17 protein-coding genes, 1 tRNA gene and 2 pseudogenes are annotated in these 24,648 nt (G+C 71.9%); 12 read left to right on the top strand and 8 right to left on the bottom strand.

The window, feature by feature from the left end; genetic code table 11:
- Positions 1-25: 25 nt before the first annotated feature.
- A pseudogene (locus AB0H87_RS03115) lies at positions 26-3,333 on the top strand (UvrD-helicase domain-containing protein).
- Here AB0H87_RS03115 and AB0H87_RS03110 read toward each other — a convergent pair.
- The gene (locus AB0H87_RS03110; protein ID WP_360138680.1) at positions 3,316-4,509 is read right to left on the bottom strand and encodes a M20 family metallopeptidase; all 1,194 of its coding nucleotides are present in this window, start codon (positions 4,507-4,509) and stop codon (positions 3,316-3,318) included. The pseudogene AB0H87_RS03115 and the gene AB0H87_RS03110 overlap by 18 nt on opposite strands.
- Positions 4,509-4,916, bottom strand: coding sequence for a pilus assembly protein CpaE (locus AB0H87_RS03105; RefSeq protein ID WP_360138677.1), 408 nt, complete (start codon positions 4,914-4,916; stop codon positions 4,509-4,511). The genes AB0H87_RS03110 and AB0H87_RS03105 overlap by 1 nt, the downstream gene beginning before the upstream one ends.
- A gap of 35 nt (positions 4,917-4,951) precedes the next feature.
- Here AB0H87_RS03105 and AB0H87_RS03100 point away from each other — a divergent pair, with 35 nt between their 5' ends.
- The 4 genes from AB0H87_RS03100 to nudC are packed head-to-tail and all read left to right on the top strand — an operon-like array spanning position 4,952 to position 9,409.
- The gene (locus AB0H87_RS03100) at positions 4,952-5,788 is read left to right on the top strand and encodes a hypothetical protein (RefSeq protein ID WP_360138674.1); all 837 of its coding nucleotides are present in this window, start codon (positions 4,952-4,954) and stop codon (positions 5,786-5,788) included.
- A 50-nt stretch (positions 5,789-5,838) separates the two neighbouring features.
- Entirely contained in the window at positions 5,839-7,134 is a 1,296-nt protein-coding gene (locus AB0H87_RS03095) for a pitrilysin family protein (RefSeq protein WP_360138782.1), read from the top strand.
- Positions 7,131-8,450 (top strand): pitrilysin family protein, encoded by a 1,320-nt coding sequence (locus tag AB0H87_RS03090; RefSeq protein ID WP_360138671.1) that lies wholly within the window; start codon positions 7,131-7,133, stop codon positions 8,448-8,450. Before AB0H87_RS03095 ends, AB0H87_RS03090 begins: the two co-directional genes overlap by 4 nt.
- A complete protein-coding gene (gene nudC, locus AB0H87_RS03085) occupies positions 8,447-9,409 on the top strand; it encodes an NAD(+) diphosphatase (RefSeq protein ID WP_360138668.1) in 963 nt (320 codons plus the stop codon). Before AB0H87_RS03090 ends, nudC begins: the two co-directional genes overlap by 4 nt.
- Before the next feature lie 127 nt (positions 9,410-9,536).
- Here the strand turns inward: nudC and AB0H87_RS03080 are convergent, their stop codons facing one another.
- Entirely contained in the window at positions 9,537-9,782 is a 246-nt protein-coding gene (locus tag AB0H87_RS03080; RefSeq protein WP_203706614.1) for a mycoredoxin, read from the bottom strand.
- A 75-nt stretch (positions 9,783-9,857) separates the two neighbouring features.
- Between AB0H87_RS03080 and AB0H87_RS03075 the strand changes: the two genes are divergently transcribed.
- Together AB0H87_RS03075 and AB0H87_RS03070 are read left to right on the top strand one after the other, a co-directional pair.
- The gene (locus tag AB0H87_RS03075) at positions 9,858-12,029 is read left to right on the top strand and encodes an ATP-dependent DNA helicase UvrD2 (RefSeq protein WP_360138664.1); all 2,172 of its coding nucleotides are present in this window, start codon (positions 9,858-9,860) and stop codon (positions 12,027-12,029) included.
- A gap of 502 nt (positions 12,030-12,531) precedes the next feature.
- Positions 12,532-12,903 carry a WhiB family transcriptional regulator gene (locus tag AB0H87_RS03070; RefSeq protein ID WP_360138661.1) on the top strand — a complete coding sequence of 124 codons (372 nt, stop codon included), beginning with the start codon at positions 12,532-12,534 and terminating at the stop codon, positions 12,901-12,903.
- An 820-nt stretch (positions 12,904-13,723) separates the two neighbouring features.
- Here the strand turns inward: AB0H87_RS03070 and AB0H87_RS03065 are convergent.
- The 3 genes and pseudogenes from AB0H87_RS03065 to AB0H87_RS03055 form a co-directional block, all read right to left on the bottom strand.
- Positions 13,724-13,828 (bottom strand): annotated as a pseudogene (locus AB0H87_RS03065) (D-alanyl-D-alanine carboxypeptidase); the annotation flags it as partial.
- 37 nt (positions 13,829-13,865) lie between these two features.
- Positions 13,866-14,480: a hypothetical protein gene (locus AB0H87_RS03060; protein WP_360138658.1), complete on the bottom strand. Its 615-nt coding sequence runs from the start codon at positions 14,478-14,480 to the stop codon at positions 13,866-13,868.
- A 15-nt stretch (positions 14,481-14,495) separates the two neighbouring features.
- Complete coding sequence (locus AB0H87_RS03055) at positions 14,496-15,026, bottom strand: M48 family metallopeptidase (RefSeq protein ID WP_360138655.1); 531 nt, start codon at positions 15,024-15,026, stop codon at positions 14,496-14,498.
- Between the two features lie 515 nt (positions 15,027-15,541).
- Here AB0H87_RS03055 and AB0H87_RS03050 point away from each other — a divergent pair.
- Both AB0H87_RS03050 and AB0H87_RS03045 read left to right on the top strand, forming a co-directional pair.
- Positions 15,542-15,709, top strand: coding sequence for a DUF5679 domain-containing protein (locus AB0H87_RS03050; RefSeq protein WP_170215861.1), 168 nt, complete (start codon positions 15,542-15,544; stop codon positions 15,707-15,709).
- Positions 15,710-17,225: 1,516 nt separating this feature from the next.
- Positions 17,226-18,554: an AarF/ABC1/UbiB kinase family protein gene (locus tag AB0H87_RS03045; protein ID WP_360138651.1), complete on the top strand. Its 1,329-nt coding sequence runs from the start codon at positions 17,226-17,228 to the stop codon at positions 18,552-18,554.
- 65 nt (positions 18,555-18,619) lie between these two features.
- On the opposite strand, the gene AB0H87_RS03040 is transcribed toward AB0H87_RS03045, so the two are convergent.
- Positions 18,620-19,906: a zinc-dependent metalloprotease gene (locus AB0H87_RS03040; RefSeq protein ID WP_360138648.1), complete on the bottom strand. Its 1,287-nt coding sequence runs from the start codon at positions 19,904-19,906 to the stop codon at positions 18,620-18,622.
- Between the two features lie 103 nt (positions 19,907-20,009).
- Here AB0H87_RS03040 and AB0H87_RS03035 point away from each other — a divergent pair, with 103 nt between their 5' ends.
- The 3 genes from AB0H87_RS03035 to AB0H87_RS03025 all read left to right on the top strand — a co-directional run bounded on the left by AB0H87_RS03035 (position 20,010) and on the right by AB0H87_RS03025 (position 24,217).
- The gene (locus AB0H87_RS03035) at positions 20,010-21,023 is read left to right on the top strand and encodes a PDZ domain-containing protein (RefSeq protein ID WP_360138645.1); all 1,014 of its coding nucleotides are present in this window, start codon (positions 20,010-20,012) and stop codon (positions 21,021-21,023) included.
- Positions 21,024-21,108: 85 nt separating this feature from the next.
- Positions 21,109-24,063 (top strand): UPF0182 family protein, encoded by a 2,955-nt coding sequence (locus AB0H87_RS03030; RefSeq protein WP_360138642.1) that lies wholly within the window; start codon positions 21,109-21,111, stop codon positions 24,061-24,063.
- Between the two features lie 77 nt (positions 24,064-24,140).
- Positions 24,141-24,217: transfer RNA gene (locus AB0H87_RS03025), tRNA-Met, on the top strand.
- 21 nt (positions 24,218-24,238) lie between these two features.
- On the opposite strand, the gene AB0H87_RS03020 is transcribed toward AB0H87_RS03025, so the two are convergent.
- Positions 24,239-24,648, bottom strand: a 410-nt coding sequence (locus AB0H87_RS03020) for a short-chain fatty acyl-CoA regulator family protein (protein ID WP_360138639.1), incomplete at its 5' end; no start/stop codon positions are given.

Here is a 24,648-nt window from a genome sequence, read left to right as displayed (position 1 = left end):
AGAGCCCACCCGGGCAGGACCCGTCATGACACAGCCCTCGTTGTTCACCACCGCGCCGGCGCCGCGCCGGGCCGCCTCGGCCGGGCCCCGCTACACGCCGGTCGAGCTGGCCCGCCTGCTCGGCATGCGCTACGCGCCGACCGCCGAGCAGTCCGCGATCATCGCCGCGCCGGTCGAGCCGCTGCTGGTCGTGGCCGGCGCCGGGTCCGGCAAGACCGAGACGATGGCGGCCCGGGTGGTCTGGCTGGTCGCCAACGGCTACGCCACGCCCGACCAGATCCTCGGCCTGACCTTCACCCGCAAGGCCGCCGGCGAGCTGGCGCACCGGGTCCGCATGCGGCTCGGGCAGCTGGTCCGCAAGCTCGGCCGGGCCGGCGACCTGTCCGGCGAGGCGACCATCTCGACCTACCACTCGTACGCCGCCCGCGTGGTCACCGAGCACGGCCTGCGCTCGGGTTACGAGCCGGCCAGCCGGCTGCTCACCGAGGCGTCGCGCTGGCAGATCGTCGACCTGATCGTGCGCAACTACGACGGCGACATGTCCGACGTCGACCGGGCCGCCAGCACGGTCACCGACGCGGTCCTCGCGCTCTCCGCCGAGCTGGCCGAGCATCTGGTGACGCCCGACGAGCTGGCGGGCTGGACAGGCCGGTTCTTCGCCGAGGTGCAGGGCCGCCCCGGCCGGGTCTACGCCGACGTCAAGAAGGCGCTGGCCATCCAGCAGGCCCGGCTCGCGCTGCTGCCGATGGTGCGCGCCTTCGAGAAGCGCAAGCTCGACTTCGAGGCCATCGACTTCGGCGACCAGATGGCCCGCGCGGCCCGGGTGGCCCGTGACCACGCGGACGTGGGCACGGTCGAGCGGGCCCGCTACCCGATCGTGCTGCTCGACGAGTTCCAGGACACCAGCCACGCCCAGGTGGTGCTGCTGCGGTCGCTGTTCGGCGGCGGCCACCCGGTGACCGCGGTCGGCGACCCCTGCCAGTCCATCTACGGCTGGCGTGGCGCGAGCGCCGGCACGCTCGAGCGGTTCCCGCACGAGTTCGCCCGGGCCGACGGCCGCCCGGCCCGATCGCTGACGCTGACCACGAGCTGGCGCAACCGGCCCGAGATCCTCGGCATCGCCAACCAGCTCTCCGCGCCGTTGCGCGCCGCCGGTGCCCAGGTCGCCGAGCTGGCACCGGCGTTCAGTGTCGACGAGCCGATCCGCGGCCGCGCCACCGTCCACTGTGCGCTGCTGCCGACCGTCGCCGACGAGGCCGGCTGGATCGCCGACAGCGTGCTCGCCGCCTGGCGCGGCGCTGCCCGGATGCCGGACGCGCTGCCCGAGCACATCCCGCTGGAGCGCCGGCCGACCACGGCGGTGCTGGTCCGGGTGCGCAGCCAGATCCCGGCGATCGAGAACGCGCTGCGCGAGCGCGGGCTGCCGGTCGAGGTCGTCGGGCTCGGTGGGCTGCTGGACACCCCCGAGGTCCGCGACGTGGTCTGCACGCTGCGGGTGCTCGCCGACCCGACCGACGGCGCCTCGCTGCTCCGGCTGCTCACCGGCGCCCGCTGGCGGATCGGGCCGCGCGACCTCGTGGCGCTGCACCGGCGGGCCCGGTCGATCGCCGCCGCGCGCCGCGACCTGGCGCAGTCGGACGAGGAGCCCGTCGTGGCCGACGCGCTCGACGAGGCGACCCTGGTCGAGGCGCTGGCCGACCTCGGCCCGGCGCAGCTCTACTCGGCCGAGGGGTTCGCCCGGCTGCGCGCGTACGGGCACGAGCTGGCCCTGCTCCGCTACCGCATCGACCAGCCGCTGCCCGACCTGATCGCCGACGTCGAGCGGACCATCGGGCTCGACGTCGAGGTGGCGGTGCGCGCCGGCACGGGCGGCTCGGGCGGCGACGCCGGCCTGGCCCGCGGTCACCTCGACGCGCTCGGTGACGTGGCGGCCCGGTTCGCCCGCGACAGCGACGGCGGCGCGCTGCCCGGCTTCCTCGCCTACCTCGCCGCGGCCGAGGACGAGGAGCGCGGCCTGGAGCCGGGCGAGGTCGAGGTCGTCGAGGGCGCGGTCCAGGTGCTCACCGCACACGCCGCCAAGGGCCTCGAGTGGGACGTGGTCGCGGTCGCCGGCCTGACGCGCGGCGGCTGGCCGGGCGTGGCGCGCTCGTCCGACCACTACCTGCACGGCCTCGGCGTGCTGCCGTTCCCGCTGCGTGGCGACGCCGGCGGGCTGCCGCGGTTCCCCCTCGACGACGCCGGCGACCAGCGCGAGGTGATGGCCGCGCTGACCGAGTTCACCGACGAGTGGAAGGCGCACGACGAGCGGGAGGAGCGCCGGCTGGCCTACGTGGCGGTGACCCGGCCGCGCCGGCTGCTGCTCTGCTCGGGCTACTGGTGGGGCGAGGGTGCCAAGCGGCCGCGCGGGCCGTCAAGATTCCTGACCGAGGTGCACGACGCGTGCCTCGCGGGCGGCGGCGAGGTCGACCAGTGGGCGCCGGAGCCGGCCGGCGAGGCCAACCCGATGGTCGAGGAGACGCCGCGCGCCGAGTGGCCGGGCGACCCGCTCGGCCCGCGCCGCCCGCCGATGACCGAGGCGGCCGCCCTGGTCCGCCGCCTGATGACCGACCCCGACGCCGACGCCCTGCTCGACCCGGACGCGGCCGACGACGCCGACCGCTGGCGGCGCGAGGTCGACCTGCTGCTCGCCGAGCGCGACCAGCTCGTCCGCGGCCCGGGCCCGCTCGAGGTCGTGCTGCCGGATCACCTCACCGTCTCGCAGCTCGTGCTGCTGCAGCGCGACCCGCAGGCGCTGGCCCGTTCGCTGCGCCGGCCGATGCCGTCGCGGCCCGACCCGTACGCCCGGCGGGGCACGGCCTTCCACACGTGGCTGGAGCAACGCTTCGGCGCGGTGCGGCTGCTCGACGTCGACGAGCTGCCGGGCGCCGCCGACGAGGACGCCGCGCCCGACGAGGCCCTGGCCGAGCTGCAGGAGCTCTTCCTGGCCAGCGAGTGGGCCGACCGCACGCCAGTGGAGGTCGAGGTGCCGTTCGCCACCACGATCGGCGGTGTCGTGCTGCGTGGCCGGATGGACGCCGTGTTCGCGGACCCGGGCGACCGCTACGACGTGGTCGACTGGAAGACCGGCCGCCGCCCGACCGGCGCCGACGAGCGCGCGGCCGCGATCCAGCTCGCCGCCTACCGGCTGGCCTGGCCGACCTGGCGGGCGTGCCGGTCGACCGCGTCCGCGCGGCGTTCCACTATGTCCGCGACGGCGAAACGGTCCGCCCGGCCGACCTGCTCGACGCCGAGGGCCTGGCCGCCCTCGTGACCGCGCTACCGACCCGCGGCTAGCCGGCGGAACGCGAGCTCGGCGAGGAGCGCGCTGCCGTCGGCGACCACGGCGTCGTCGAACAGCGCGCCCGCGGAGTGGTTGGTCGCCGCCGTGGCCGGGTCCCGGTCCGGTGGGCAGGCGCCCAGGTTCAGGTAGGCGCCCGGGACCTTCTCCAGCACGAACGACATGTCCTCGGAACCCGTCTTCGGGTTCACCAGCCACTGGTAGCGCCGGTCGCCGAACACCTCCGTCGCGGTCGCGGCAGCGAACTCGGCCTCCGTGACGTCGTTGACGACCGCCGGGTAGCCGCGCTCGAAGTCGACGTCCACCTCGAGCCCGTGCGCGGCGGCGATGCCGCGGACCACGTCGGCGGTGCGCGCGACGAGCTTCTCGCGGGCCGCGGTGGAGAACGAGCGCAGCGAGGCCGAGAACTCGGCGGTGGCCGGGATGACGTTGTCGACCGTGCCCGAGTGGAACTGGCCCACGGTCAGCACCACCGGGTCGAACACGTCGAAGCCGCGGGTCACCATCGTCTGCAGGGCCAGCACCATCTCGCAGGCCGCGGGGATCGGGTCGCGCGCGCGGAACGGCGTCGAACCGTGCCCGCCTGCGCCGCGGACGCGCACCTTGCAGGTGTCGTGCGCCGCGCCGAAGACGCCACGCCGGCCGAAGAACACCCCGCCCCGGAAGACCGCCGAGACATGCAGGCAGTACGCGGCCGCGGGCGGGTCGCCGGCGGCGGAGAGCAGCCCCTCGTCGAGCATGGGCTGTGCCCCGCCGGGACCCTCCTCGCCCGGCTGGAACATGAAGATCACGTCGCCGGCCAGCTGGTCGCGGACGGCGCTGAGCAGCCGGGCGGCGCCGACCAGGATCGCGGTGTGCAGGTCGTGCCCGCAGGCGTGCATCGCGCCCGGGATCGTCGACGCGTACGGCAGGCCGGTCTGCTCGGTCACCGGCAGCGCGTCCATGTCACCGCGCAGCAGCACCGACTGCCCGCGCTTCGCACCGCGCAGGACCGCGACCACCGACGTCAGCGCGCGGCCGGTGGTGATCTCCAGCGGCAGCCCGCCCAGCGCGTCGAGCACCGCCGCCTGCGTCTCGGGCAGGTGCAGGCCGATCTCGGGGCGCTGGTGCAGCCGGCGGCGGAACGCGACCAACTCGTCGCTGATGTGCGCGGCGGACTCCCGGAAATTCATCAGTCGACTCCCAAACGGATCAGCTCCAGCAGGGCCGCGCCGTACGCCTCCTCCGCCGTGACCGCCTCGAAGGAGAGCCGGCGGTCGCCGACGGACAGCACCGCGCGATAGCCCGTGCCCGTGTGTTCCAGCATGTGGAACGTCCCACCCAGCAGGTCGCGGAGCTGGTCCTCGCGCGGCAGCCAGATCGCCTCGCTCTGCTCGACGTCGTCCATCGCCCACTCTGTCGTGCCGTTGAACCCGATCACCGGACCCTCGGGCAGCTCGTGCACCGCGATGACCATGTTGCTGAGCACGAAGACCTCGTCGTCGAGGTCGCGGTCGGGGATGGCGAAGCGGTCGCCGGGCGCGGGTTTCCAGCGCAGGCCGGCGTTACGCAACTGAAGGGCGAGCGGCACGGGCAACACGCCCTCCATGGTGCCTCGGGTGCTTCACTAGGCGTATGCCGAACGCCGAACGGTTTCCCGCGGGTGCGGTGACCCGGCTCGGCCCGCCGCCGCCCGACCTGCCCGCGCCGCCGGAAACGCCGGACGAGCCGCGCGGGCCACGGCGACGGCTGTGGTGGTTCGCGGGCGCGGCGACCTTGATCCTGCTGACGGGGCTCGTCGCGGTGATCGGCACCCGGGCCGGCCCCGGCCTGTTCGACGGCCGCCCGGAGGCACCCGTCGACGTGCGGCCGCCGCTGGCCCGCGCGTGCCCGCCGCCACCGGACGTGCCCGGCGGCACGGCCGCGCCGGAGCCCAACCCGGCACCGACGGGCGCGCGGACAGTCGACGAGACGGCCGGCATCTCGTACCCCGCCTATGGTCCGCCCTGGGAGACGTGGAACACGATCTGGAACGCCGGTGAGCTGGAGGTGCCCTACCGCGTCGGGCAGCACTTCGTCACCGAGCACCTGTACGACGGCGTCAGCGACTACCACGCGTCGGTGCTCTCCGGTGCCGTGCCGGCCGCGACCAACGACGCGTTCACCTTCGACCTGGAATGCGTCGGCCGGCAGGTGGCCGCCGACGCCCGCGCCCACTACTACCCGCAGCCCAACCAGCAGGAGCTGATCCGCGACGAACGCACCGTCCTGGGTGGACGACCGGCCTGGGTGACGGTGTTCCGGCTGCGCTTCACCACCCCGGGGCTGCGGGCGCGGGACGAGCTGGTCGCGCTGGCCTGCATCGATGTGGGCCGGCCGACGGCCGCCGTGCTCTACGTCTCGATACCGGGCACGCACGCCCGGTGGGACTGGGTGGCCGACGACGCGCTGGCCGGAATGCGGCCGGTCTGACGGTTACGCGTGCAGCGCAGCGCGCTAACCTCGGCCGTGTGGCCCGCAAAATGAAGATCCCGGCGACCAAATATCCGGTCGAGCGGTTCACGCTCGACAACGGCTTGCGGGTGGTGCTGGCGCCCGACCGCAGCGCGCCCGTGGTCGGCGTCGCGGTGGTCTACGACGTCGGCATCCGCAGTGAGCCCGAGGGGCGCACCGGCTTCGCGCACCTCTTCGAGCACCTGATGTTCCAGGGCTCCGAGAACCTCGAGAAGCTCGCCCACTTCCGGCACGTCCAGGGTGCCGGCGGCACCTTCAACGGCTCCACCCACCTCGACTACACCGACTACTTCGAGACACTGCCGTCCGGCGCGCTCGAACGGGCGCTGTTCCTCGAGGCCGACCGCATGCGCGGGCCCCGGCTGACCGAGGAGAACCTGCGCAACCAGGTCGACGTGGTCAAGGAGGAGATCCGGGTCAACGTGCTCAACCGGCCGTACGGCGGCTTCCCCTGGCTGAAGCTCCCGCCGGTCATGTTCGACACGTTCCCGAACGCGCACGACGGCTACGGCTCGTTCGAGGACCTGGAGAGCGCGACGGTCGCCGACGCGGCCGAGTTCTTCTCGCGTTACTACGCCTGCGGCAACGCGGTGCTCTCGGTCGCCGGTGACCTCGACGTCGCCGAGGCCACCGAGATGATCAAGCGGCACTTCGGCGACGTACCCGCCCGGCCCGCCCCGGCCCGGCCCGACTTCGACGAGCCAGACCTGACCAGCGAGCGGCGCGAGTCGTACGCCGACCGCCTCGCGCCCCTGCCCGCGGTCGCCGCCGCCTGGCGGGTGCCGGACCCGATCGAGGACTTCGCCGGATACCTGCCCTACGTGGTGCTGGCCGAGGTGCTCACCGACGGCGACGCGTCCCGGCTGGTCGAGCGGCTGGTGCTGCGCGACCGCACGGTCACGAGCCTCGGCGGCTACCTCGGTTTCATGGGCGAGCCGTTCGAGGTGCGCAACCCGACGGCCGCGCTGCTGCAGTTCCACCTGCCGCCGGGCGGCGACGTCGACAAGGTGCTGCGCACCGCCGACGAGGAGCTCGAGCGGCTGGCGAGCGACGGCCTGGACGCCGCCGAGCTGGGCCGGGTGCAGGCCCGGATGGCCACCCACCTGCTCCGCGAGACCGACGCGGTGCTGGGCCGGGCGCTGCGGATCGCCGTGCTCGAGGAGCAGCGTGGCGAGCCTGAGCTGATCAACGAGCTGCCGCGGCTGATCGGCGAGGTCACGGCGGCACAGATCCAAGCGGCTGCGGCCGCCCTGACCCCGCAGCGCCGGGCGTCGATCGAGGTCATCCCCGGAGGCGGACAGTGAGCGAGACGAAGCGGGCGCTGCCCGCCCTGCTGCCGGCGGCGCCGATCAAGCTGCCGACCGAGTCGGAGCGGCGGCTGACCAACGGGCTGACCGTGATCGCGATCCGCCGGCCGGCGGTGCCACTCGTCGAGGTCCGGCTGCGGGTGCCGTTCGCCCGGGCCAACCTGGCCCGCGGCGCGATGCTGTCGCAGACGCTGTTCTCCGGCACCGCCGACAAGTCCACCGTCGACATCGCCGCCGAGCTGCAGGCCGTCGGTGGTGGGCTGGGCGCGTCGGTCGACCCCGACCGCTTGCTGGTCAGCGGCAACAGCCTGGCCGCCGGCCTCGGCCGGACCCTGGAGATCCTCGCCGAGGTCGTGGACGGCGCGGCGTACCCGAGCGACGAGGTCGGGCTCGAACGCGACCGGCTCGTCGACCACATCCAGGTCGCCAAGAGCCAGCCCGCCCACCTGGCCCGCGAGGCGCTGCTGCGCCGGCTCTACGGTCGGCACCCGTACGCGGTGCAGACGCCGGAGCCGGAGCAGGTGCGCGCGGTCCGGCCGGCGCAGCTGCGCGCGCTGCACGCCGAGCGGGTGCATCCGTCCGACGCGACGCTCGTGCTGGTCGGCGACTTCCAGCCCAAGCGCGCCCTGGACACCGCGGAGGCCGTGCTGGGCTCGTGGAACGGCGGCGGCAAGGACGTTTCGCTGCCGGCCGCGCCGGCCCCTTCGCCGGGTCCCGTGCTGCTGGTCGACCGGCCGGACTCCGTGCAGTCGTCGCTGCGGATGGCGCTGCCGGCCGTGCCGCGGACGCACCCTGACCACGCCGCGCTGCAACTCGCCAACCTGATCTTCGGCGGCTACTTCTCGTCGCGCTGGGTGGAGAACATCCGCGAGGACAAGGGCTACACGTACGGGCCGCACTCGACCGTCGACCACTCGGCGGCCGGGTCGGTCGTGCAGGTCTCGGCCGAGGTGGCCACCGAGGTGACCGGGCCGGCATTGCTGGAGACGGTGTACGAGCTGGGCCGGATGGCCACGCTGCCGCCCGGCGAGGAGGAGCTGGAGCAGGCCCGGCAGTACGTGCTCGGCACGCTGATGCTCGGCATCTCGACGCAGGGCGGGTTGGCCTCGCTGGCCAGCACCTATGCCGGCGCCGGGCTGCGGTTGGACTTCCTCTCGTCGTACACCGAGCAGCTGCGCACCGCGACCCGTGACGACGTGGCGGCCGCGGCGGCGAAATACCTGGCGCCGTCCGGCGCGGTCACGGTGATCCTCGGCGACGCCGCGAAGATCGAGGCGCCGGTGGCCACGCTGCGCGAGGTGGAGCGGGAATGACGGGCGCACCGCCCCTCGCCCGGGCCAGGCTCGACCGGGCAGGGCACCGGCGATCGGATCCGCACTGGATCGAGTCCGTCTGGCCGTCCGCCCGGCTGCTGCGGGTCGACTCGTCGGTCGGCACCGCGCTGTTCCGCGACGTCGTGACCGGTGACGCCGCCGACGCCGCGGTCGGTGCGGTGCTGTCGCTGGTCCTCTCCGGCACCGCCGGGGTCGACCCGGCGTCGGCCGTCTTCCTCGGCGTCGAGCCGGACGGGGTGGCGGTGTTCGCGGTCGACGGTCCGCTGCCGGCCGAGCCGGGCACCCGCCCCGCGAACCTGCGCGACGTCGGGCACCGCCTGGACGACCGGGACGCGGGCCTGCTCACCACGGCGCTGGCGCTGTTGAACTGGCACGCCCGCAGCCGGTTCTCGCCGGCGACCGGCCAGCCGACCACGGTCGGCGACGCGGGCTGGTCGCGGGCCGACGCGTCCGGCAACCAGACCTGGCCGCGGACGGACCCGGCGATGATCGTGCTCGTGCACGACGGTGTGGCCGGCCCGGAGGGGCGCTGCCTGCTCGGCAACAACGCGACCTGGCCCAAGCAGCCGGGCTTCCGGCGGTTCTCGTGCCTGGCCGGCTACGTCGAGCCGGGGGAGTCCGCCGAGGCGGCCGTGACCCGCGAGGTCGAGGAGGAGGTCGGGATCACGCTCGACCGGATCGACTACGTGGCCAGCCAGTCATGGCCGTTCCCGGGGTCGTTGATGCTGGGCTACACGGCCGTGGCGGACCCGGCGCAGCCCTTGAAGGTCGATCCCGCGGAGATCACCGAGGCGCGCTGGTTCAGCCGCACCGAGATCCATGGGCTGCTGGCCGGCGAGAGCATCGACCTCGGCACGCCCGAGGAGCCGGCGCTGATGACGCTGCCGATGGAGGTATCCATCGCCCACTACCTGATCAGGACGTGGGCCGGCCTTTAGGGCCGGTCGTGGTGCCGCGGACCCGGCTGGGCAGGGGCCCGGTTTGTGGGCCCCTCGCCCATTTGCGCGCGGGAGCAAACGGTCGTGCGCCCGACGGACGCGCGTAAATCTGGAACCTGATCTTGGGTCAGGCCGCTTCGAGGCTGGCCAGGTGCTGCTTGACCTGCGTGATCGAGGGGTTGGTCAGGGCGGTGCCGTCGTCGAAGCGCAGGGTCGGGACGGTCTGGTTGCCGCCGTTGACGCTCTCGACGAATGCGGCCGAGGCGGGGTCACGCTCGATGTCGATCACCTCGTAGGCGATGCCCTCGCGGTCGAGCTGGGACTTCAGGCGGTGGCAGTAGCCGCACCACGAGGTGGAGTACATGGTCAACATCGAACGTTCCTCCGGGGGGAGTTGGGGGGTCTCCGTTCGGAAGAACGTCAGACCTGGCTGTCATGATTCCTGACTGTGGCGGTTGACTCTCCGGCGGAGCAGGTCCTCTCGGGCCTCGATCCCGAGCAGCGCACCGCTGTGACCGCACCGGCCGGGCCGGTCTGCATCCTGGCCGGCGCCGGCACGGGCAAGACCAGGGCGATCACGCACCGCATCGCCCACCGTGCGCTGCGTGGCGAGACCGCCGGGCGGCACGTCCTGGCCGTCACGTTCACCGCGCGGGCCGCGGCCGAGATGCGGGCCCGGCTCGCCGCGCTCGGCGTGAGCGGCGTGCAGGCACGCACGTTCCACGCGGCGGCGCTGCGCCAGGTGCGCTACTTCGCGCCGCGGCTGCTGGCCGGGCGCGAGCTGCCGGAGCTGGTCGAGAGCAAGGCCCGGCTGGTCGCGCTGGCGGCGGCCCGGGTCGGCGTGCGCACCGACCGCACGGGCGCGCGCGACCTGGCCGGCGAGATCGAGTGGGCCAAGTCGTCGCTGGTCGAGCCCGGCGAATACGCGGTCGCGGCGGCCAAGGCGACCCGCGACACGCCGTTCGAGGCGGGGAAGGTGGCCGAGGTGTTCGCCGCCTACGAGCAGCTCAAGCGCGGCAACGGCGTGATCGACTTCGAGGACCTGCTGCGCGCGGCGGTCTGGGGCATCGAGGAGCACTCCGACGTCGCCGAGCAGGTGCGCGCGCAATACCGGCACTTCGTGGTCGACGAATACCAGGACGTCAACCCGTTGCAGCAACGCCTGCTCGACGCCTGGCTCGGCGGGCGCGACGACCTGACCGTGGTCGGCGACGCGTCGCAGACGATCTACTCGTTCACCGGCGCGACCTCGGCCTATCTGATCGACTTCCCGCGGGTGCGGCGGTCCGCCGTGGTGGTCCGGCTCGTCCGCGACTACCGGTCGACGCCGCAGGTGGTGGGGCTGGCCAACGCGGTGATCCGGCAGGCCCGCGGTTCGGAGGCGCGGTTGCGGCTCGAGCTGGTCGGGCAGCGCCCGTCCGGGCCCGAGCCGGAGCTGCGGATCTTCCAGGACGAGCCCGGCGAGGCGGCCGCGGTGGCCGCGCGTTGCAAGCATCTCGTCTCCAGCGGCACGCCCGCGCGCGAGATCGCGATCCTGTTCCGCACCAACGCGCAGTCCGAGACCTACGAGAAGGCGTTGGCCGAGGCCGAGGTGCCCTACGTCGTGCAGGGTGCGGAGCGGTTCTTCGAGCGGGCCGAGATCCGGCAGGCGCTGGTCGCGCTGCGGGCGGCGACCCGGTCCGCCGATCCCGGCGAGCCGCTGGTGCGGTCCGTGGCGGCGGCGCTGGAGGCGGTCGGCTGGGCACCCGAGCAACGGCCGCCGGGTGGCGCGGCGCGCGAGCGGTGGGAGGCGCTGGCCGCGCTGGTGCAGGTCGCCGAGGAGTTCGCAGCGGTGCCGACGCTGTTGCCGATCGGTGAGGGGGCGGTGTCGTCGCGCCCGCCGTCGCTGTCCGACTTCGTCGACGAGCTGGCGCGGCGGGCGGCGGCGCAGCACGCGCCCACCGTCGAGGGAGTCACGCTCGCGTCGCTGCATTCGGCCAAGGGGCTCGAATGGGACGCGGTGTTCGTGGTCGGGCTCTCCGACGGCACGCTGCCGACGACCTATGCCAAAACGCCCGAGCAGGTCGAGGAGGAGCGCCGGCTGCTCTACGTCGGGGTGACCCGGGCGCGGGAGTGGCTCTGGCTCTCCTATGCGATCTCGCGGTCGCCGGGCGGGCGGCCGCGGCGGCCCTGCCGGTTCCTGCCGCAGTTCGACGGGCGGTCCGGCGGGGGGCCCGGCGCGGGCTCCGGGATGGCACGACTCAGTCGCAAACCCGACAGCCGGCCGCCGCGGATCGTCTCGTGCCGGGTCTGCGGAGCGACGCTGCTCGGCGGCGCCGATCGCAAACTGGGCCGGTGCGCGACCTGTCCGTCCGATCTGGACGAAGAGCTGCTTGCTCGGCTGCAGGCCTGGCGTGCGCGCGTTTCCGCAGGTCAGCGCGTTCCGGCATACGTCGTCTTCACTGACGCCACGCTCGTCGCGATCGCCGAGCGCAAACCGGCGCAGCGCTCCGAGCTCATCGCGATCGCTGGCATCGGCCCGCGGAAGCTGGCTCTCTACGGCGATGCCGCCCTGGCCCTCGTGGCCGGTGCGACGGTCGATGATCTTGAGCCAGAAAAAACTTCTGCGAATGACCCGTAAAACCGTTTGCCCTCCCGAGAGGGGGAGGCATAGCCTCAGAGCACACCAGGAGAGAGCGCTGCTCAACCCTGGTCAGGCAGAGATATCCGTTCGCATGACGAGTCAGCAGAGGGAGGTGGCCCCGGTGGCAAGCATCTACACGACCCGACCGTGGTCGCCGAGCGCTGCCGTGTGCCCAGTGGATGCTTCGCGCCTCCACGTGCACGCTCCGGCTCCGATCGCGCCGGTGTATCAGGCCCAGGCTCAGGCCGAGCTGCTCCTGGTGCCCACTGCCGTCGCGTTCAAGGGGACCAATGGGTCCACGGTCAAGGGCATTCAGGTCAAGGGCGGCATGGATGTCCGCGGCGTTCCACCTCGAAGTAGGCCGGTCTAGCAAACAGACCTCCGGCTCGCTTCGAGGCCGCGGAACCCGCAACCCGGGATCCGCGGCCTCAGTTTTTTTGCACCACCAGTTTTGGAAGCCGGTCCATGAGACCGAACGCGAGAGAGAGGTGACCGGGCGATGAGCCTGGCCTTGGCCAACCTGGACGCGCAGAGCGTCGGGTTGGACGCGGAACTGCCCTGTCGGAAGTTCGACCCGGACCTGTGGTTCGCGGACGCACCGACCGAGCTCGAGCTGGCCAAGTCGCTCTGCGGGGACTGCCCGCTGCGCGTCGAGTGCCTGGCGGGTGCGGTCGAGCGTGCGGAGCCCTGGGGCGTCTGGGGCGGCGAGATCTTCGAGCGTGGCGCGGTCGTCCCGCGCAAGCGGCCCCGTGGCCGCCCGCGCAAGGAGGACGTCGCCCGCGACGCCGTCCTGCGAGTCGAGGTCGAGGCGCGGCTGGCAGCCGATGGGCTTGCCGAGCAGTCGCGCGTCGCAGTCCGGCTGGCGGCCTGACATGCCGACGGTCCGCGTAACCCCCACCACCACCGAGAGAACGAAGAACCCCGCCATGACCAGTGTGAACGGAGCCACGGAGATGAATCTCATCCAAGAAGCGTTGTCCCGAGCGCGAATGCGACTGCCTCAGACCGGCAGGAAGACGCGCTCTGAGGCCAACCGATCCGCCCGTACCATCGCCATGCAGGCCCGTCGTGAGTCGGCCCGCCAGATGGGTGGCTGGTAGATCTTTCGCTTCGCGGCCCGCTCCCTTCGGGGGGCGGGCCGCTCTCTTTGTTCTTTGCCCGGGTTCGCGGTGGTCCGGACCGTCGCTCCCGCCGGACACCGCTCGCTCCGCTTCGCTGCCAGGTCCGCGGTTGGTTTCACTTTCCACGTGCCCGGCACCGCGGTCCGGTTCGGCGTTGCCGGCGGGACCACCGGCCCCCGCCGCCGTGCTCGCGCTGCTTTCGCCGGTGCCGGCGATGCCGTGTCACGGCCGCGGTCCCCGTCGGGGCGGCGTCCTATGCGGCCAGGTGGGTCCGCGCCCGGGTCCGGGACGTCGTCCTCACCCGGATAGCCGAGGTGGCCGTGCCGCAGCGCGGGCAGTGGAACAGGGCGCGGTGAGGTCGCCGGTCCGGTGGAGGCGGCGGACGAAATCCTCCGCCTCGTGGGGCGTTCAGCCGTGGCGGTCGAGGTCGCTGCGGATCATGGCCAGGGCGTCCGGGTGTGGTTCCAGGTCGGCGTAGCCGGCTCGGCCCGGGAAGGCGGTGCAGCGGCAGAGCCATGCCGGCTCGGCCCGGGGAAGCGGCGCAGCGGTAGACCATGCCGGCTGCTGCCAGCCCGCCATCGCATGGTCGCCGGTGAGCGTGCCGGTCTTGGCCCGCACGACGCCGGCGGCGGCCTTGCGGGTCGCCGTGGTGCCGAACCGGTCCTCGAGCGTGCCGAATCCGGGCGTCCGCTGAGTGATCGCCTCGATCACCTCAAAGTGGCGCGCTGCCGCCGCTCAGTAGGGCGCGCGTCGCGTCCCAGCCCTCCACCGCCGGGTCGAGGGTGGCCAGGTCGGCCGGGGTGCGGAGGCGGCGCCAGGGTGGGGCGGTCGCTATCTCGGCCGGGTTCGGGGCGTGCGGGCGGATCGCCGTCGCAGCCACGTCGGCGTCGAGGTCCACATCCGGCAGCCAGTCCGGCGCCGGCAGGCGGGAGGCGACGCCGAGCAGGCCGGTGCCGCCTTCGGCCGGGGCGACTGCCAGGGTCTTCGTGGTCAGTGGGCGGAACAGCTTGCCCAGGATCAGGCCCGGCACGTCCGGTGCGTCGGCCGCGATCACGGCCGCCTGGTCGTAGCCGTCGGCCGCGGCCGCTGCGAAGGTGGCGTTGACCGTCGTTGCGCGTACCTCGTAGATCTGCATCGAAGGCCAGGCCACCGCGTCCGCGAGCGGGCGGTCGGCCGGCACCGCGGCGATCGCCGGGTCGACCTCGTTGAGGGTCGCGAGCAGGTCGACGACGTCCTCGGCGAGCGCGTGGCGCCACTTCCCGAGATCGACGCCGGGGGGCGCCCAGGTCACCGGGGTCAGCAGGACGACGATCACACGACGGGTCACGGGACCCAGGCTATTTCAGTCGGCGAGGACGACGCCCGTGGTGGCGGCCACGCCTTCGAGGTAGCCGCGCGCCCGCTCCGTCTTCGGGTAGCGACCCACGAGGGCCCAGAAGCGCGCGTTGTGGTTGGGGACGACGAGGTGCGCGAGCTCATGGAGGAGCACGTAGTCGATCACCCAGTCGGGCATCTCCTGGATCCGATGGGAGATCCGGATCGACCGGTCAGCGGGCGTGCACGACCCCCAGCGGCCCGTCTGGTTGGTCACCCACCGGACGCTCGCCGGTTGGGCCGTGCGGGCGAACTCAGCGAGGTACTGACCGATCAGGCGCTGCGAGCGGGCCTGCAGCTCGGCGTCGCTCCGGCTGAGGCGCTGCTCACGGGCGGCGAGGCGAGCGAGCATCTTGTCGACCCACTCGGTCTCCTCGGCGCGGGAGAACTGGTCGGGTATGAGCACGACCACGCGCTCACCGTCGCGGTAGGCGGACACCGTCCGGCGCCGGCGCTGTGAGCGCCGTACCTCGACGACCGGCTTCCGCGTGGCGGCCATTACCGCACCCCGGAGCCCCGGGTTCCGTTCACGAAGGCACGCTAACCGGTAGGTGCCATGCCGCCGCAAGGGCCAACACACACGGTCACGCCGGGAAAGTGCTAGTTGACGCCGTGTCGTCCGGAAAAAATTTCGCGGGTACGCCGAGAACGGTGGGCCCGCTGCGCCTCGAGGGACCTTACGGCAAACGTTAAGGGATCCCGCGCCCGGATGGGCCGTAATCGGCGTGATCCCGCTCGCAGGAGCGCTTTGGTCGGCGTGTCAGGAGCGAATCTGACTAATCCGGCCTAGTCCGACATGCACACTCGTCGGCGTCAGGTGTCATATCGCACTACCAGCTCGGCCCCGTCGCTGGTGATGATCGGGTTCCTGACATGGAACCGCCCGCATGTGGGTAGGGTCCGCGGACCGGCGGTCGCATGTGTGACCGCGGAGAAAGCCCCGACGCCGGCGCTCTTGTGCCGCGGCCGGGCACTCGCCGGGGCAAATCCGGCGAACAAGACTAGGAGGGCATCGTGGCCGACAAGGCCCAGACCTACAACGGGTACTGCGTCAAGTGCAAGGAGAAGCGCGACTTCACCGGCACCGTCGAGGTGTCGAAGACCGGTATGAACATGGCCAAGGGCAAGTGCCCGGTTTGTGGCACCACTGTCAACCGCATCCTCGGCAAGGCGAAGGTCTGACTGACGCCGCGCTGATCGCGGGAGGGGGCGGCCGGTTTTCCGGCCGCCCCCTCCCGCGTTCGGTCGACCCGGACACAGCGGGACAGATACGCAGTGTTATGGAAAAGGGGTGACTAAGTTACCGGCCAGTTGTGGATAACGCGCCAGAAGCTGTGGATAACCGCGTGTACAGGACCCGCCACCTGTGGACAACGAGCCGACCGCCAGCAGGTGACGGTGACATTCCGTTACGCGGCGGCGACGATCGGGTCGGTTCAGCCAACGCTGGCGGCGCGCTCGACCCGCCTTCCGTGCGCTGCTGTCCGGCGTGTTCACAGGGCGCTCGGAGCAGGTCGGCGGGCCCGCCGAGCAGGCCGTCAGAGTCCTCGCCCTGCTGGCTGGCCAGCGCACCGGTGAGAGGTCCTGAGGGACGCCCAGAGCCTCGGCGCGGTGCCCGGTGTCCCTCGGGCGGATGGTCGTCGCGGAGCGCGCCTACGGGCCGCTGAAGCCCGCACGCACGGTGACGCCACCGCAGTCCGACCGCAAGCCCTGTCACTCTCCCGGACCGGGGACTTGCGGCGGCCGGCGATCATCGCGTGCCCGGCCTTGATCCTTTGCCGAACGCCGGGGCTCCTCGTCCATGAGATGGCTTGGTGGGGGTTGCGCGGGCGGCGGCGGTGATCGTTGGCGGAAGGTCGGGGCTCCTCGTCCATGAGATGGCTTGGTGGGGGTTGCGCGGGCGGAGGCGGTGATCGTTGGCGGAAGGTCGGGGCTCCTCGTCCGGTGAGATGGCTTGCTAGGGGTTGCGCGGGCGGCGGTGATCGTTGGCGAAGATCGGGGATCCTCGGGCCGTGCGTTGACTTGCTTGGGGGTAGCGCGGGCGGCGGCGGTGATCGTTGGCGGGACGCTGGGGCTCGTTGGCAGGTGCGTTGGCTTGCTGGGGGTAGCGCGGCCGGCGGCGGCGGTCGTTGGCGGAACGCTGGGGGTCCTTGGCCGGTGAGATCGCTTGCTGGACCGGTAGTGCGGTCCGCGACCGCGATCGTTGGCCGAAGGCAGGAGCCTGTGGGTCGGTGACTTGGCTCGCAGGAGCGGTAGGGCGGTCCGCGGCCGTGACCGAAGAGGGGCGCTCCTTCGCCGGCGTGTAGGGCTTGCAGGACTGGTAGCGCGGTCCGCGAGCGGCCAAACGACGGAGGCTGCGCCATGTGTGGCGCGGGACACATCGCCTGATTGGGTGGGATCGGTCACGTCCAAGCTGGTGGTGCGCGGCGCGTGCGGCCCCGGCGTCGGTTGCCGGCTGCGGGCCGCGGGCGCCGTTGATCGCGTCGGCGCGGGACGGCGGCGCGGAGGCGGCGCCCGGCGGCGTTGGCCGCTGACCTATGTCGACCGACGCACCTTCACGGAGTGTCGACGCGGCAGTGACCGACGTCTCCCCTTGGCGACCTGCGGCGGCGTGACTGACCGCCGCAACCGCGGCGCGCAACCGTACGCGGGAAATTATGATCTTGGGTGTCCGGAAACTGTCGGTCACAATGATCTGGTGAGCGACATCCCACGCCAGGCCGTTACCCGGGCCGCCAAGCTCGCTTCCCTTCCGCTCGGCTTTGCCGGGCGATCGATGCTGGGCTTTGGCAAGCGGATGACGGGCATGGCGTCAGATGCGATCTCCGCCGAGTTGCAGCAGCGCACCGCCGAGCAGGTGTTCAGCGTGTTGGGGCAGCTCAAGGGTGGTGCGATGAAGTTCGGGCAGGCCCTGTCCGTCTTCGAGGCCGCGCTGCCCGAGGAGATGGCCGGACCCTACCGCCAGGCCCTGACCAAGCTGCAGGAAGCGGCGCCGCCGCTGCCCGCGGCCAGCCTCCACGCCGTGCTCGCCGACCAGCTCGGGCCGCAGTGGCGCACGAAGTTCCTCGAGTTCGACGACACGCCGGCCGCCGCGGCCAGCATCGGGCAGGTGCACCGCGCGGTCTGGAAAAGTCGCGCCAAGGCCGGCCGGCCGGTCGCCGTCAAGATCCAGTACCCGGGCGCCGGTGATGCGCTGCTCTCCGACCTGCGGCAGATCTCGCGGCTCGGTGCGATGTTCAAGGCGATCCAGCCCGGCCTCGACATCAAGCCGCTGCTCGCCGAGATGCGCGAGCGGATCAGTGAGGAGCTCGACTACGAGCTCGAGGCCAAGGCGCAGAAGGCGTTCGCCGCGGCGTACGCCGGTGACGACGAGATCCTCGTCCCCAAGGTGGTCGCCGCCGCGCCGCGTGTGCTGATCACCGAGTGGATCGAGGGCAAGCCGCTCTCGAAGATCATTGCCGGTGGCACCGAGGACGAGCGCGACCTCGCCGGCGCCCGCATGGCGACGCTGCACTTCTCGGCGCCCGCCCGGGCCCGGCTGCTGCACGCGGACCCGCACCCCGGCAACTTCCGCCTGATGCCCGACGGTCGCCTGGGCGTGGTCGACTTCGGCGCCGTGGCCCGGCTGCCCGAGGGACTGCCCGAGCCGGTCGGCCGCCTCACCCGCCTGGCGCTGGCTCACGAGGCCGACGCGGTCGTCGAGGGCCTGCGCACCGAGGGCTTCCTGAAGCCCGAGCAGGAGATCGACGCCGAAGCGGTGCTGAACTTCCTGCTCCCGATGCTCGACCCCCTGGCGCACGACGAGTTCCGCTTCACCCGCGCCTGGTTACGCGCCGAGGCGGCCCGCCTGGCCAGCCCGAAGTCGCCGGCCTTCCAGCTCAGCCGCCAGCTCAACCTGCCGCCGTCGTACCTGCTGATCCACCGCGTCACCCTCGGCTCCATCGGCGTCCTGTGCCAACTCGAAGCCAAGGCGCCCTACCGCGGGATCCTGGAGAAGTGGCTGCCGGGCTTCGCCCCGGTGGCGTGATCAAGCGCGGACGCCGAGGTCTGGCGGGAGCAACGGTCGTGCCCCCGCCGGACCCGAGCAATAGGTTATTTGTCTTCTTCGTCGCCCTTGGGCGGGTTTTCCTTCGGTCCCTCGTCGGAGCCGAAGTCGATGTCGCCAAGGTCGTCGAAGTCGCCCAGGCCGCCGTTGTCGAACTGCGACCGCGCGAACGCCTCCGGGTCCGCGAAGTCATCGCCCGACGGCAGCAGGTCGGGGTGCGCCCAGAGGCCGTCCCGGCCCTGCACGCCCCGGTGCTCCGTGACCGCGCTCCACAGCGCCGCGGCCTCGCGGAGGCGGCGCGGGCGTAGCTCGAGGCCGACCAGGGCCGCGAACGTCTGCTCGGCCGGGCCGCCGGCCGCGCGGCGACGACGGAACGCCTCCGCGAGGCGCACCACGTTGGGCAGCCGGTCGCCGACGGCCAGGTCGACGACGTGCCCGACCCAGCCCTCGACCAGGGCCAGCGTCGTCTCCAGGCGGGCCAGCGACGCCTTCTGCGCCGGCGTGTCCTCGGGCGTGAAGATGCCCTCCAGGGCCATCTCCTGCATCGACTCCGGGTTGGTCGGGTCGATGCGGCCCATCGCCTCCTCGATCGCCTCACGGTTGACCGTGATGCCGTTGGCGTAGGTCTCCACCGCGTTGAGCACGTGCCCCCGCAGCCACGGGACGTGCTCGAAGAGCCGCTGGTGGGCCGCCTCGCGCAGGGCCACGTAGAGCCGGACCTCGTCCTCGGGCAGCTCCAGCCCCGAGGCGAACTCGCGGATGTTGGCCGGGATCAGCGCGCCCGTGCCGGCCGGGCCGAGTGGCAGGCCGATGTCGCCGGCGGAGAGCACCTCCGCGGCGAGCGAGCCGAGCGCCTGGCCGAGCTGGCCGCCGAAGAGCGCGCCGCCGAGCGTGGTGACCATCGACTGCATCGGGCCGAGCTGGGCGCGGGCCTCCGGTGGCACCAGGTCGCCCATCGCGTTGACCATGCGGCCCGCGACCGGGTTGCAGAGCTTCTGCCAGACGTCGAGGGTCCGGTAGATCCATTCGTTGCGGTTCCAGGCGACCGCCGTGCGGACGCCCGAGGGCAGGGCGACCGCCTGCTCCAGCCAGAGGTCAGCGAGGCGCAGCACCTCTTCCACGGCGTTTCGCTCATAGGGTGAAACGGCCGGGTCGCCGGCCTGGGAAAGCTGTGCGGCGGCTACCTGGCGCGCCAGGTCCCAGTTGACCGGGCCCGAGCCCGGCGCCGCGAGCAGCTGCTGCAGCTGCGCCATGAACTGCTGCATCTGCTGCGGGTCGTTGGGGTCCGGCGGCTGGCCGCCCGGGAGCGCGAAGCCAAACGGAATATCAGGCACAGGTCAACGGTACGCGCGTCGCGAGCGGGGGACCGTACCGCATGCTTAAGCCCAGGGAGAACTCGGGGAACGCCATTCAGGGACGCTCGGTACGCTTCCCGCCATGAAAAGTCGTGGCGTGACGGTTCTGCTCGGTGCCGTGATCACGGTGCTGCTGAGCTTCGGGGTGCTCTCCGCCCCGGTTCCGTACGTCGTGCTCGGTCCCGGGCCCACCGTCAACACCCTGGGCAAAGAGGCCGACAAAGAGGTCATCCAGATCTCCGGGACGCAGACCTACCAGTCGGCCGGCCAGCTGCGGCTGACCACCGTCAAGGTGGCGCCCGAGACGAAGCTGCTCCCCGCGATCGCCGGCTGGTTCTCCGACGAGGAGGCGGTCGTCCCGCGGGAGCTGATCTACCCGCCCGACCAGACCGAGCAGCAGGTCGAGCAGCAGAACGCCGAGGACTTCCAAGCGTCGCAGACCAGCGCGGAGACGGCGGCGCTGACCGAGCTCGGCTACCCGATCCAGGTCACGGTCAGCAAGGTCACGCCCGGCGGCGCCGCGGAGAACGTGCTCAAGGCCGGCGACGTGATCACCTCGGTCGACGGCAAGGCGGTCAAGACGGCCCCCGACCTGACCGACACGATCCGGACCAAGCCGGCCGGCGGCACGGTCACGGTCGGCTACACCCGGGGCGGCCAGGCGGCCGAAGCCTCGATCAAGCCGAAGACGGTCGACGGGCAGCAGCGGATCGGGGTCGAGATCGAGCAGAAGCAGCCGCACCCGTTCGACCTCAAGTTCGACCTCGAGGACATCGGCGGTCCCAGCGCCGGCCTGATGTTCACGCTCGGCATCATCGACAAGCTGGGCGCCGACGACCTCACCGGCGGCAAGGTCATCGCGGGCACCGGCACGATCGACGACCAGGGCAACGTGGGTCCGATCGGCGGCATCCCACAGAAACTGGTCGGCGCCAAGGACGCCGGCGCGGTCGCCTTCCTGGTGCCCGCCGACAACTGCAAGGAAGCCAAGGACAATGCGGTCGACGGCCTGCCGCTCTACAAGGTGGGCACGCTCGACGAGGCGCTGAACGCGCTCAACGCGCTGAAGAGCGGCGGCGCCGCTCCCATGTGCTGACCCCCCGTAGTCTGAACACCGCCCCCTGAGCTAACCAAGCGTTGCGGAGCCAACTGTGGTCATGCGTAGCAGTCCCCTGCCGAGAATGAGCCGCCGTGGCCGCGTGACGGTCGGTGTGCTGGTCGGCGTCTTCGTGTTGTTCACCCTGCTCGGTTGGGGTGTCAACGCGTGGACCGACTGGCTGTGGTTCGACGAGGTGCACTACACAAAGGTGTTCAGCACCGTGCTGACCACCCGCCTGCTGCTGTTCCTGGCCGTCGGCGCGGCGATGGCCGTGGTCATCGGCGGCAACCTCTACCTGGCCTACCGCCTCCGGCCGCTGCTGCGGCCGCACTCCTCGGAGCAGCAGACCCTGGACCGCTACCGGGTCGCGCTCACGCCGCGGATCGGCCTGTGGGTCACCATCGTCTCGCTGATCGTCGGCCTGTTCGCCGGGCTGTCCGCGCAGGGCCGGTGGGACACCTGGATGCTGTTCCGCAACGCGCAGACGTTCGGCCAGAAGGACCCGATCTTCAACATCGACATCGGGTTCTACGTCTTCCAGTACCCGTTCTACCGCTACCTGCTGGGCGTCGGCTTCACGGCCGTCGTGCTCGCTGTGATCGGCTCGCTGGCGGTCCACTACATCTTCGGCGGCGTGCGCCTGCAGGGCGGTGGCGACCGCATCACCAACGCGGCCCGCGCCCACCTGACCACGCTGGTCGCGGTCTTCGTGCTGTTCAAGGCCGTGGCCTACGTGCTCGACCGGCGCGCGCTGCTGCTGTCCTACAACGAGGGTGCCAAGGTCTACGGCGCCGGGTACGCCGACGTCAACGCGCTGCTGCCGGCCAAGGAGATCCTCGGCTACATCTCGATCGTGGTCGCCATCGCGATCATCCTGTTCTCGAACGCCATCATCCGGAACCTGGTCTGGCCGGGCGTCTCGCTCGCCCTGCTCGGCATCTCGGCCGTGGCGATCGGCGGCATCTACCCGTCGGCCGTGCAGAGCTTCGAGGTCAACCCGAGCACGCTCGACAAGGAGCGGCCGTACATCAAGAACAGCATCGAGGCGACCAGAGCGGCGTTCGGGATCAAGGACGTCGACATAGAGCCGTACGCCGGCGTCAGCCAACCACCGCCGGCGAGCCTGGCGACCGACACCTCGATCGTGCCGAACATCCGGCTGCTCGACCCGCAGCTGCTCTCCGAGACCTACACGCAGCTGCAGCAGGCCCGCGGCTTCTACAACTTCGGCGAGAAGCTCGACATCGACCGCTACACGATCAACGACCGCACGCAGGACTACGTGGTCGGCGTCCGGGAGATCAACTACCGCGGCCTGACCGCGCAGCAGAGCAACTGGCTCAACCGACACACCATCTACACGCACGGGTACGGCGTGGTCGCCGCGCCCGCCAACGAGGTGTGCCGGGAGCAGCCCAAGTTCGTCTCGGGCTTCCTGGGCGAGGAGGGCGGCTGCCAGTCGGAGACCGAGCTGATCAAGACCGACCAGCCCCGGATCTACTACGGCGAGCAGATGGACGACAGTGACTACGCCGTCGTCGGCTCGCGGGGCGAGGGCAGCAACGCCGAGTTCGACCGCCCGACGGGCAGCAACGAGCAGTACTACACGTACGAGGGCGCGGGCGGCGTCCCGATCGGCTCGTTCGTCCGGCGGCTGCTCTACACGGTGAAGATGCAGGAGACCAACTTCCTGCTCTCCGAGGCGGTCAACGACAATTCGAAGCTGATGTACGTGCGCAACCCGCGCGACCGGGTCGCCAAGGTGGCGCCGTTCCTCAAGCTTGACGGCGACCCGTACCCGGCGGTGGTCAACGGCCGGGTGGTCTGGATCGTCGACGGCTACACGACCGCGTCGACCTACCCCAACTCGGAGCGGGTCAACCTGCAGTCGGCGACCACCGACGAGCTGACCGGCACGGGCACCGTGGCCCAGGTCCGTGAAGAGATCAACTACATCCGCAACTCGGTGAAGGCGACGGTCGACGCCTACGACGGCACGGTCAAGCTCTTCCAGTGGGACGAGCAGGACCCGGTGCTCAAGGCCTGGAACAAGGCCTTCGGCGGCAACCTGATCACACCGAAGGCGGAGATCCCGCAGGAGCTCAGCGACCACTTCCGCTACCCGGCCGACCTGTTCAAGGTGCAGCGCGACCTGCTGGCGCGCTACCACGTGAGCGAGCCCAACGAGTTCTTCTCCGGGCAGGACTACTGGGAGGTCCCGAACGCGCCGGACGACCCGGACAGGGGCCAGAAGCAGCCGCCGTACTACCTGATGACCCAGCTGCCGGGCCAGGACGAGCCGCGGTTCCAGCTCACGTCGGCGGTGACGCCACGCGGCCGGCAGAACCTGGCCGCGATCATCTCCGCGTCGTACGTGAACGGCCAACCCAAGCTGGAGGCGCTGGAGCTGCCGGACCAGAGCGTGGTCTCCGGGCCGGTCCAGGTGCACCAACAGATGACCAACGCGACGGACGTCCGTGGCCAGCTGTCGGTGCTCGCGGCGGACGGCAAGGCGCAGGTGCAGTACGGCAACCTGCTCTCGCTGCCGTTCGGCAACGGCATGCTCTACGTCGAGCCGGTCTACGTGAAATCCAACCAGCAGAACGCGTATCCGCTGTTGCAACGCGTGCTGCTGTCGTACGGCGACGGCTCCAACGCGGTCCTGGCCAGCAGTCTCCAGCAAGGCATCAAGGAGCTGGTGGAGAAGGGCGGGGAGCAACCCGGCACCCAGCCACCGACGCAGCCCGAACAGCCCAACCCACCGCCCGCGACGGGCAGCCCGACACCGCCGGCGATGTCCCCCGAGCTGGCCCTGGCGGCCCAGCGCGTCTCGGACGCGATCGACGAGGTGAAGGCGGCACAGGAGTCGGGCGACTTCAACCGCTACGGGAAGGCCCTGGCCGACCTGGACGCGGCCGCGGACGCGTTCAAGGCGGCCCAGGCGGCGACGAACCGCCCGGCGAACACCGCGCCGACGGCGACGCCGACGACGCCGGCCAGCCCGCCGGCGACACCGCCGGCCACACCGCAAGGTTGAGCCCAAACGGGGGCCGGCGGCTCGCCGGCCCCCGTTTTGGCAAGGCGCCTCAGCTTGCGCTAGTGTTAACAAGCCGACGCGGGGTGGAGCAGCTCGGTAGCTCGCTGGGCTCATAACCCAGAGGTCGCAGGTTCAAATCCTGTCCCCGCTACCAGTGGAAACGGCCCCTCCGAGATCATCTGAGGGGCCGTTTTCGTTGTCCGGGCCGTCGGGGGCGCACGGTCGGGTGTGTGCCAGCCCACAGCGTGAGTAGCCGCCCGCGTCGTCGCCGGATGTAGTTGCGCCGTGGCCGACGGCAGTGCGGTCCTTTGTGGACCGGGACGTCAACCCCCTGCCCGCCGGCGCACCCGGTTGCGGACCGCCGACCAGACCCGGCGGCCGAGGCGGGTCTTCTTGACCCAGCGGAGCCGGGCCACCACTTCGGCGCGTCCGTGTGCGTCAGCAGCCAGAGGGGAGCGACCTGCAGCTCGATCGTGGCGCGCTGTGGGCAGGTCAGCCGCTCGCACGTCTTGCAGCCCGGGCCGATCGGGGTGGCGCCGTCGGGCGCGGCCCGGCAGCTTCCAGTCGTGCTCGCTGAAGAACCGC

The sequence above is a fragment of the Asanoa sp. NPDC050611 genome, assembly GCF_040654855.1.
GTDB lineage: Bacteria > Actinomycetota > Actinomycetes > Mycobacteriales > Micromonosporaceae > Asanoa.
This window is presented reverse-complemented; position numbering and strand designations above follow the sequence as displayed.

Coding starts and splice junctions, on each gene's coding strand:
- nudC (WP_360138668.1), top strand. CDS start 8,447: ATGACGGGCGCACCGCCCCTCGCCCGGGCCAGGCTCGACCGGGCAGGG.
- AB0H87_RS03070 (WP_360138661.1), top strand. CDS start 12,532: ATGAGCCTGGCCTTGGCCAACCTGGACGCGCAGAGCGTCGGGTTGGAC.
- AB0H87_RS03035 (WP_360138645.1), top strand. CDS start 20,010: ATGAAAAGTCGTGGCGTGACGGTTCTGCTCGGTGCCGTGATCACGGTG.
- AB0H87_RS03055 (WP_360138655.1), bottom strand. CDS start 15,026: ATGGCCGCCACGCGGAAGCCGGTCGTCGAGGTACGGCGCTCACAGCGC.
- AB0H87_RS03110 (WP_360138680.1), bottom strand. CDS start 4,509: ATGAATTTCCGGGAGTCCGCCGCGCACATCAGCGACGAGTTGGTCGCG.
- AB0H87_RS03030 (WP_360138642.1), top strand. CDS start 21,109: ATGAGCCGCCGTGGCCGCGTGACGGTCGGTGTGCTGGTCGGCGTCTTC.
- AB0H87_RS03080 (WP_203706614.1), bottom strand. CDS start 9,782: ATGTTGACCATGTACTCCACCTCGTGGTGCGGCTACTGCCACCGCCTG.
- AB0H87_RS03095 (WP_360138782.1), top strand. CDS start 5,839: ATGAAGATCCCGGCGACCAAATATCCGGTCGAGCGGTTCACGCTCGAC.
- AB0H87_RS03100 (WP_360138674.1), top strand. CDS start 4,952: ATGCCGAACGCCGAACGGTTTCCCGCGGGTGCGGTGACCCGGCTCGGC.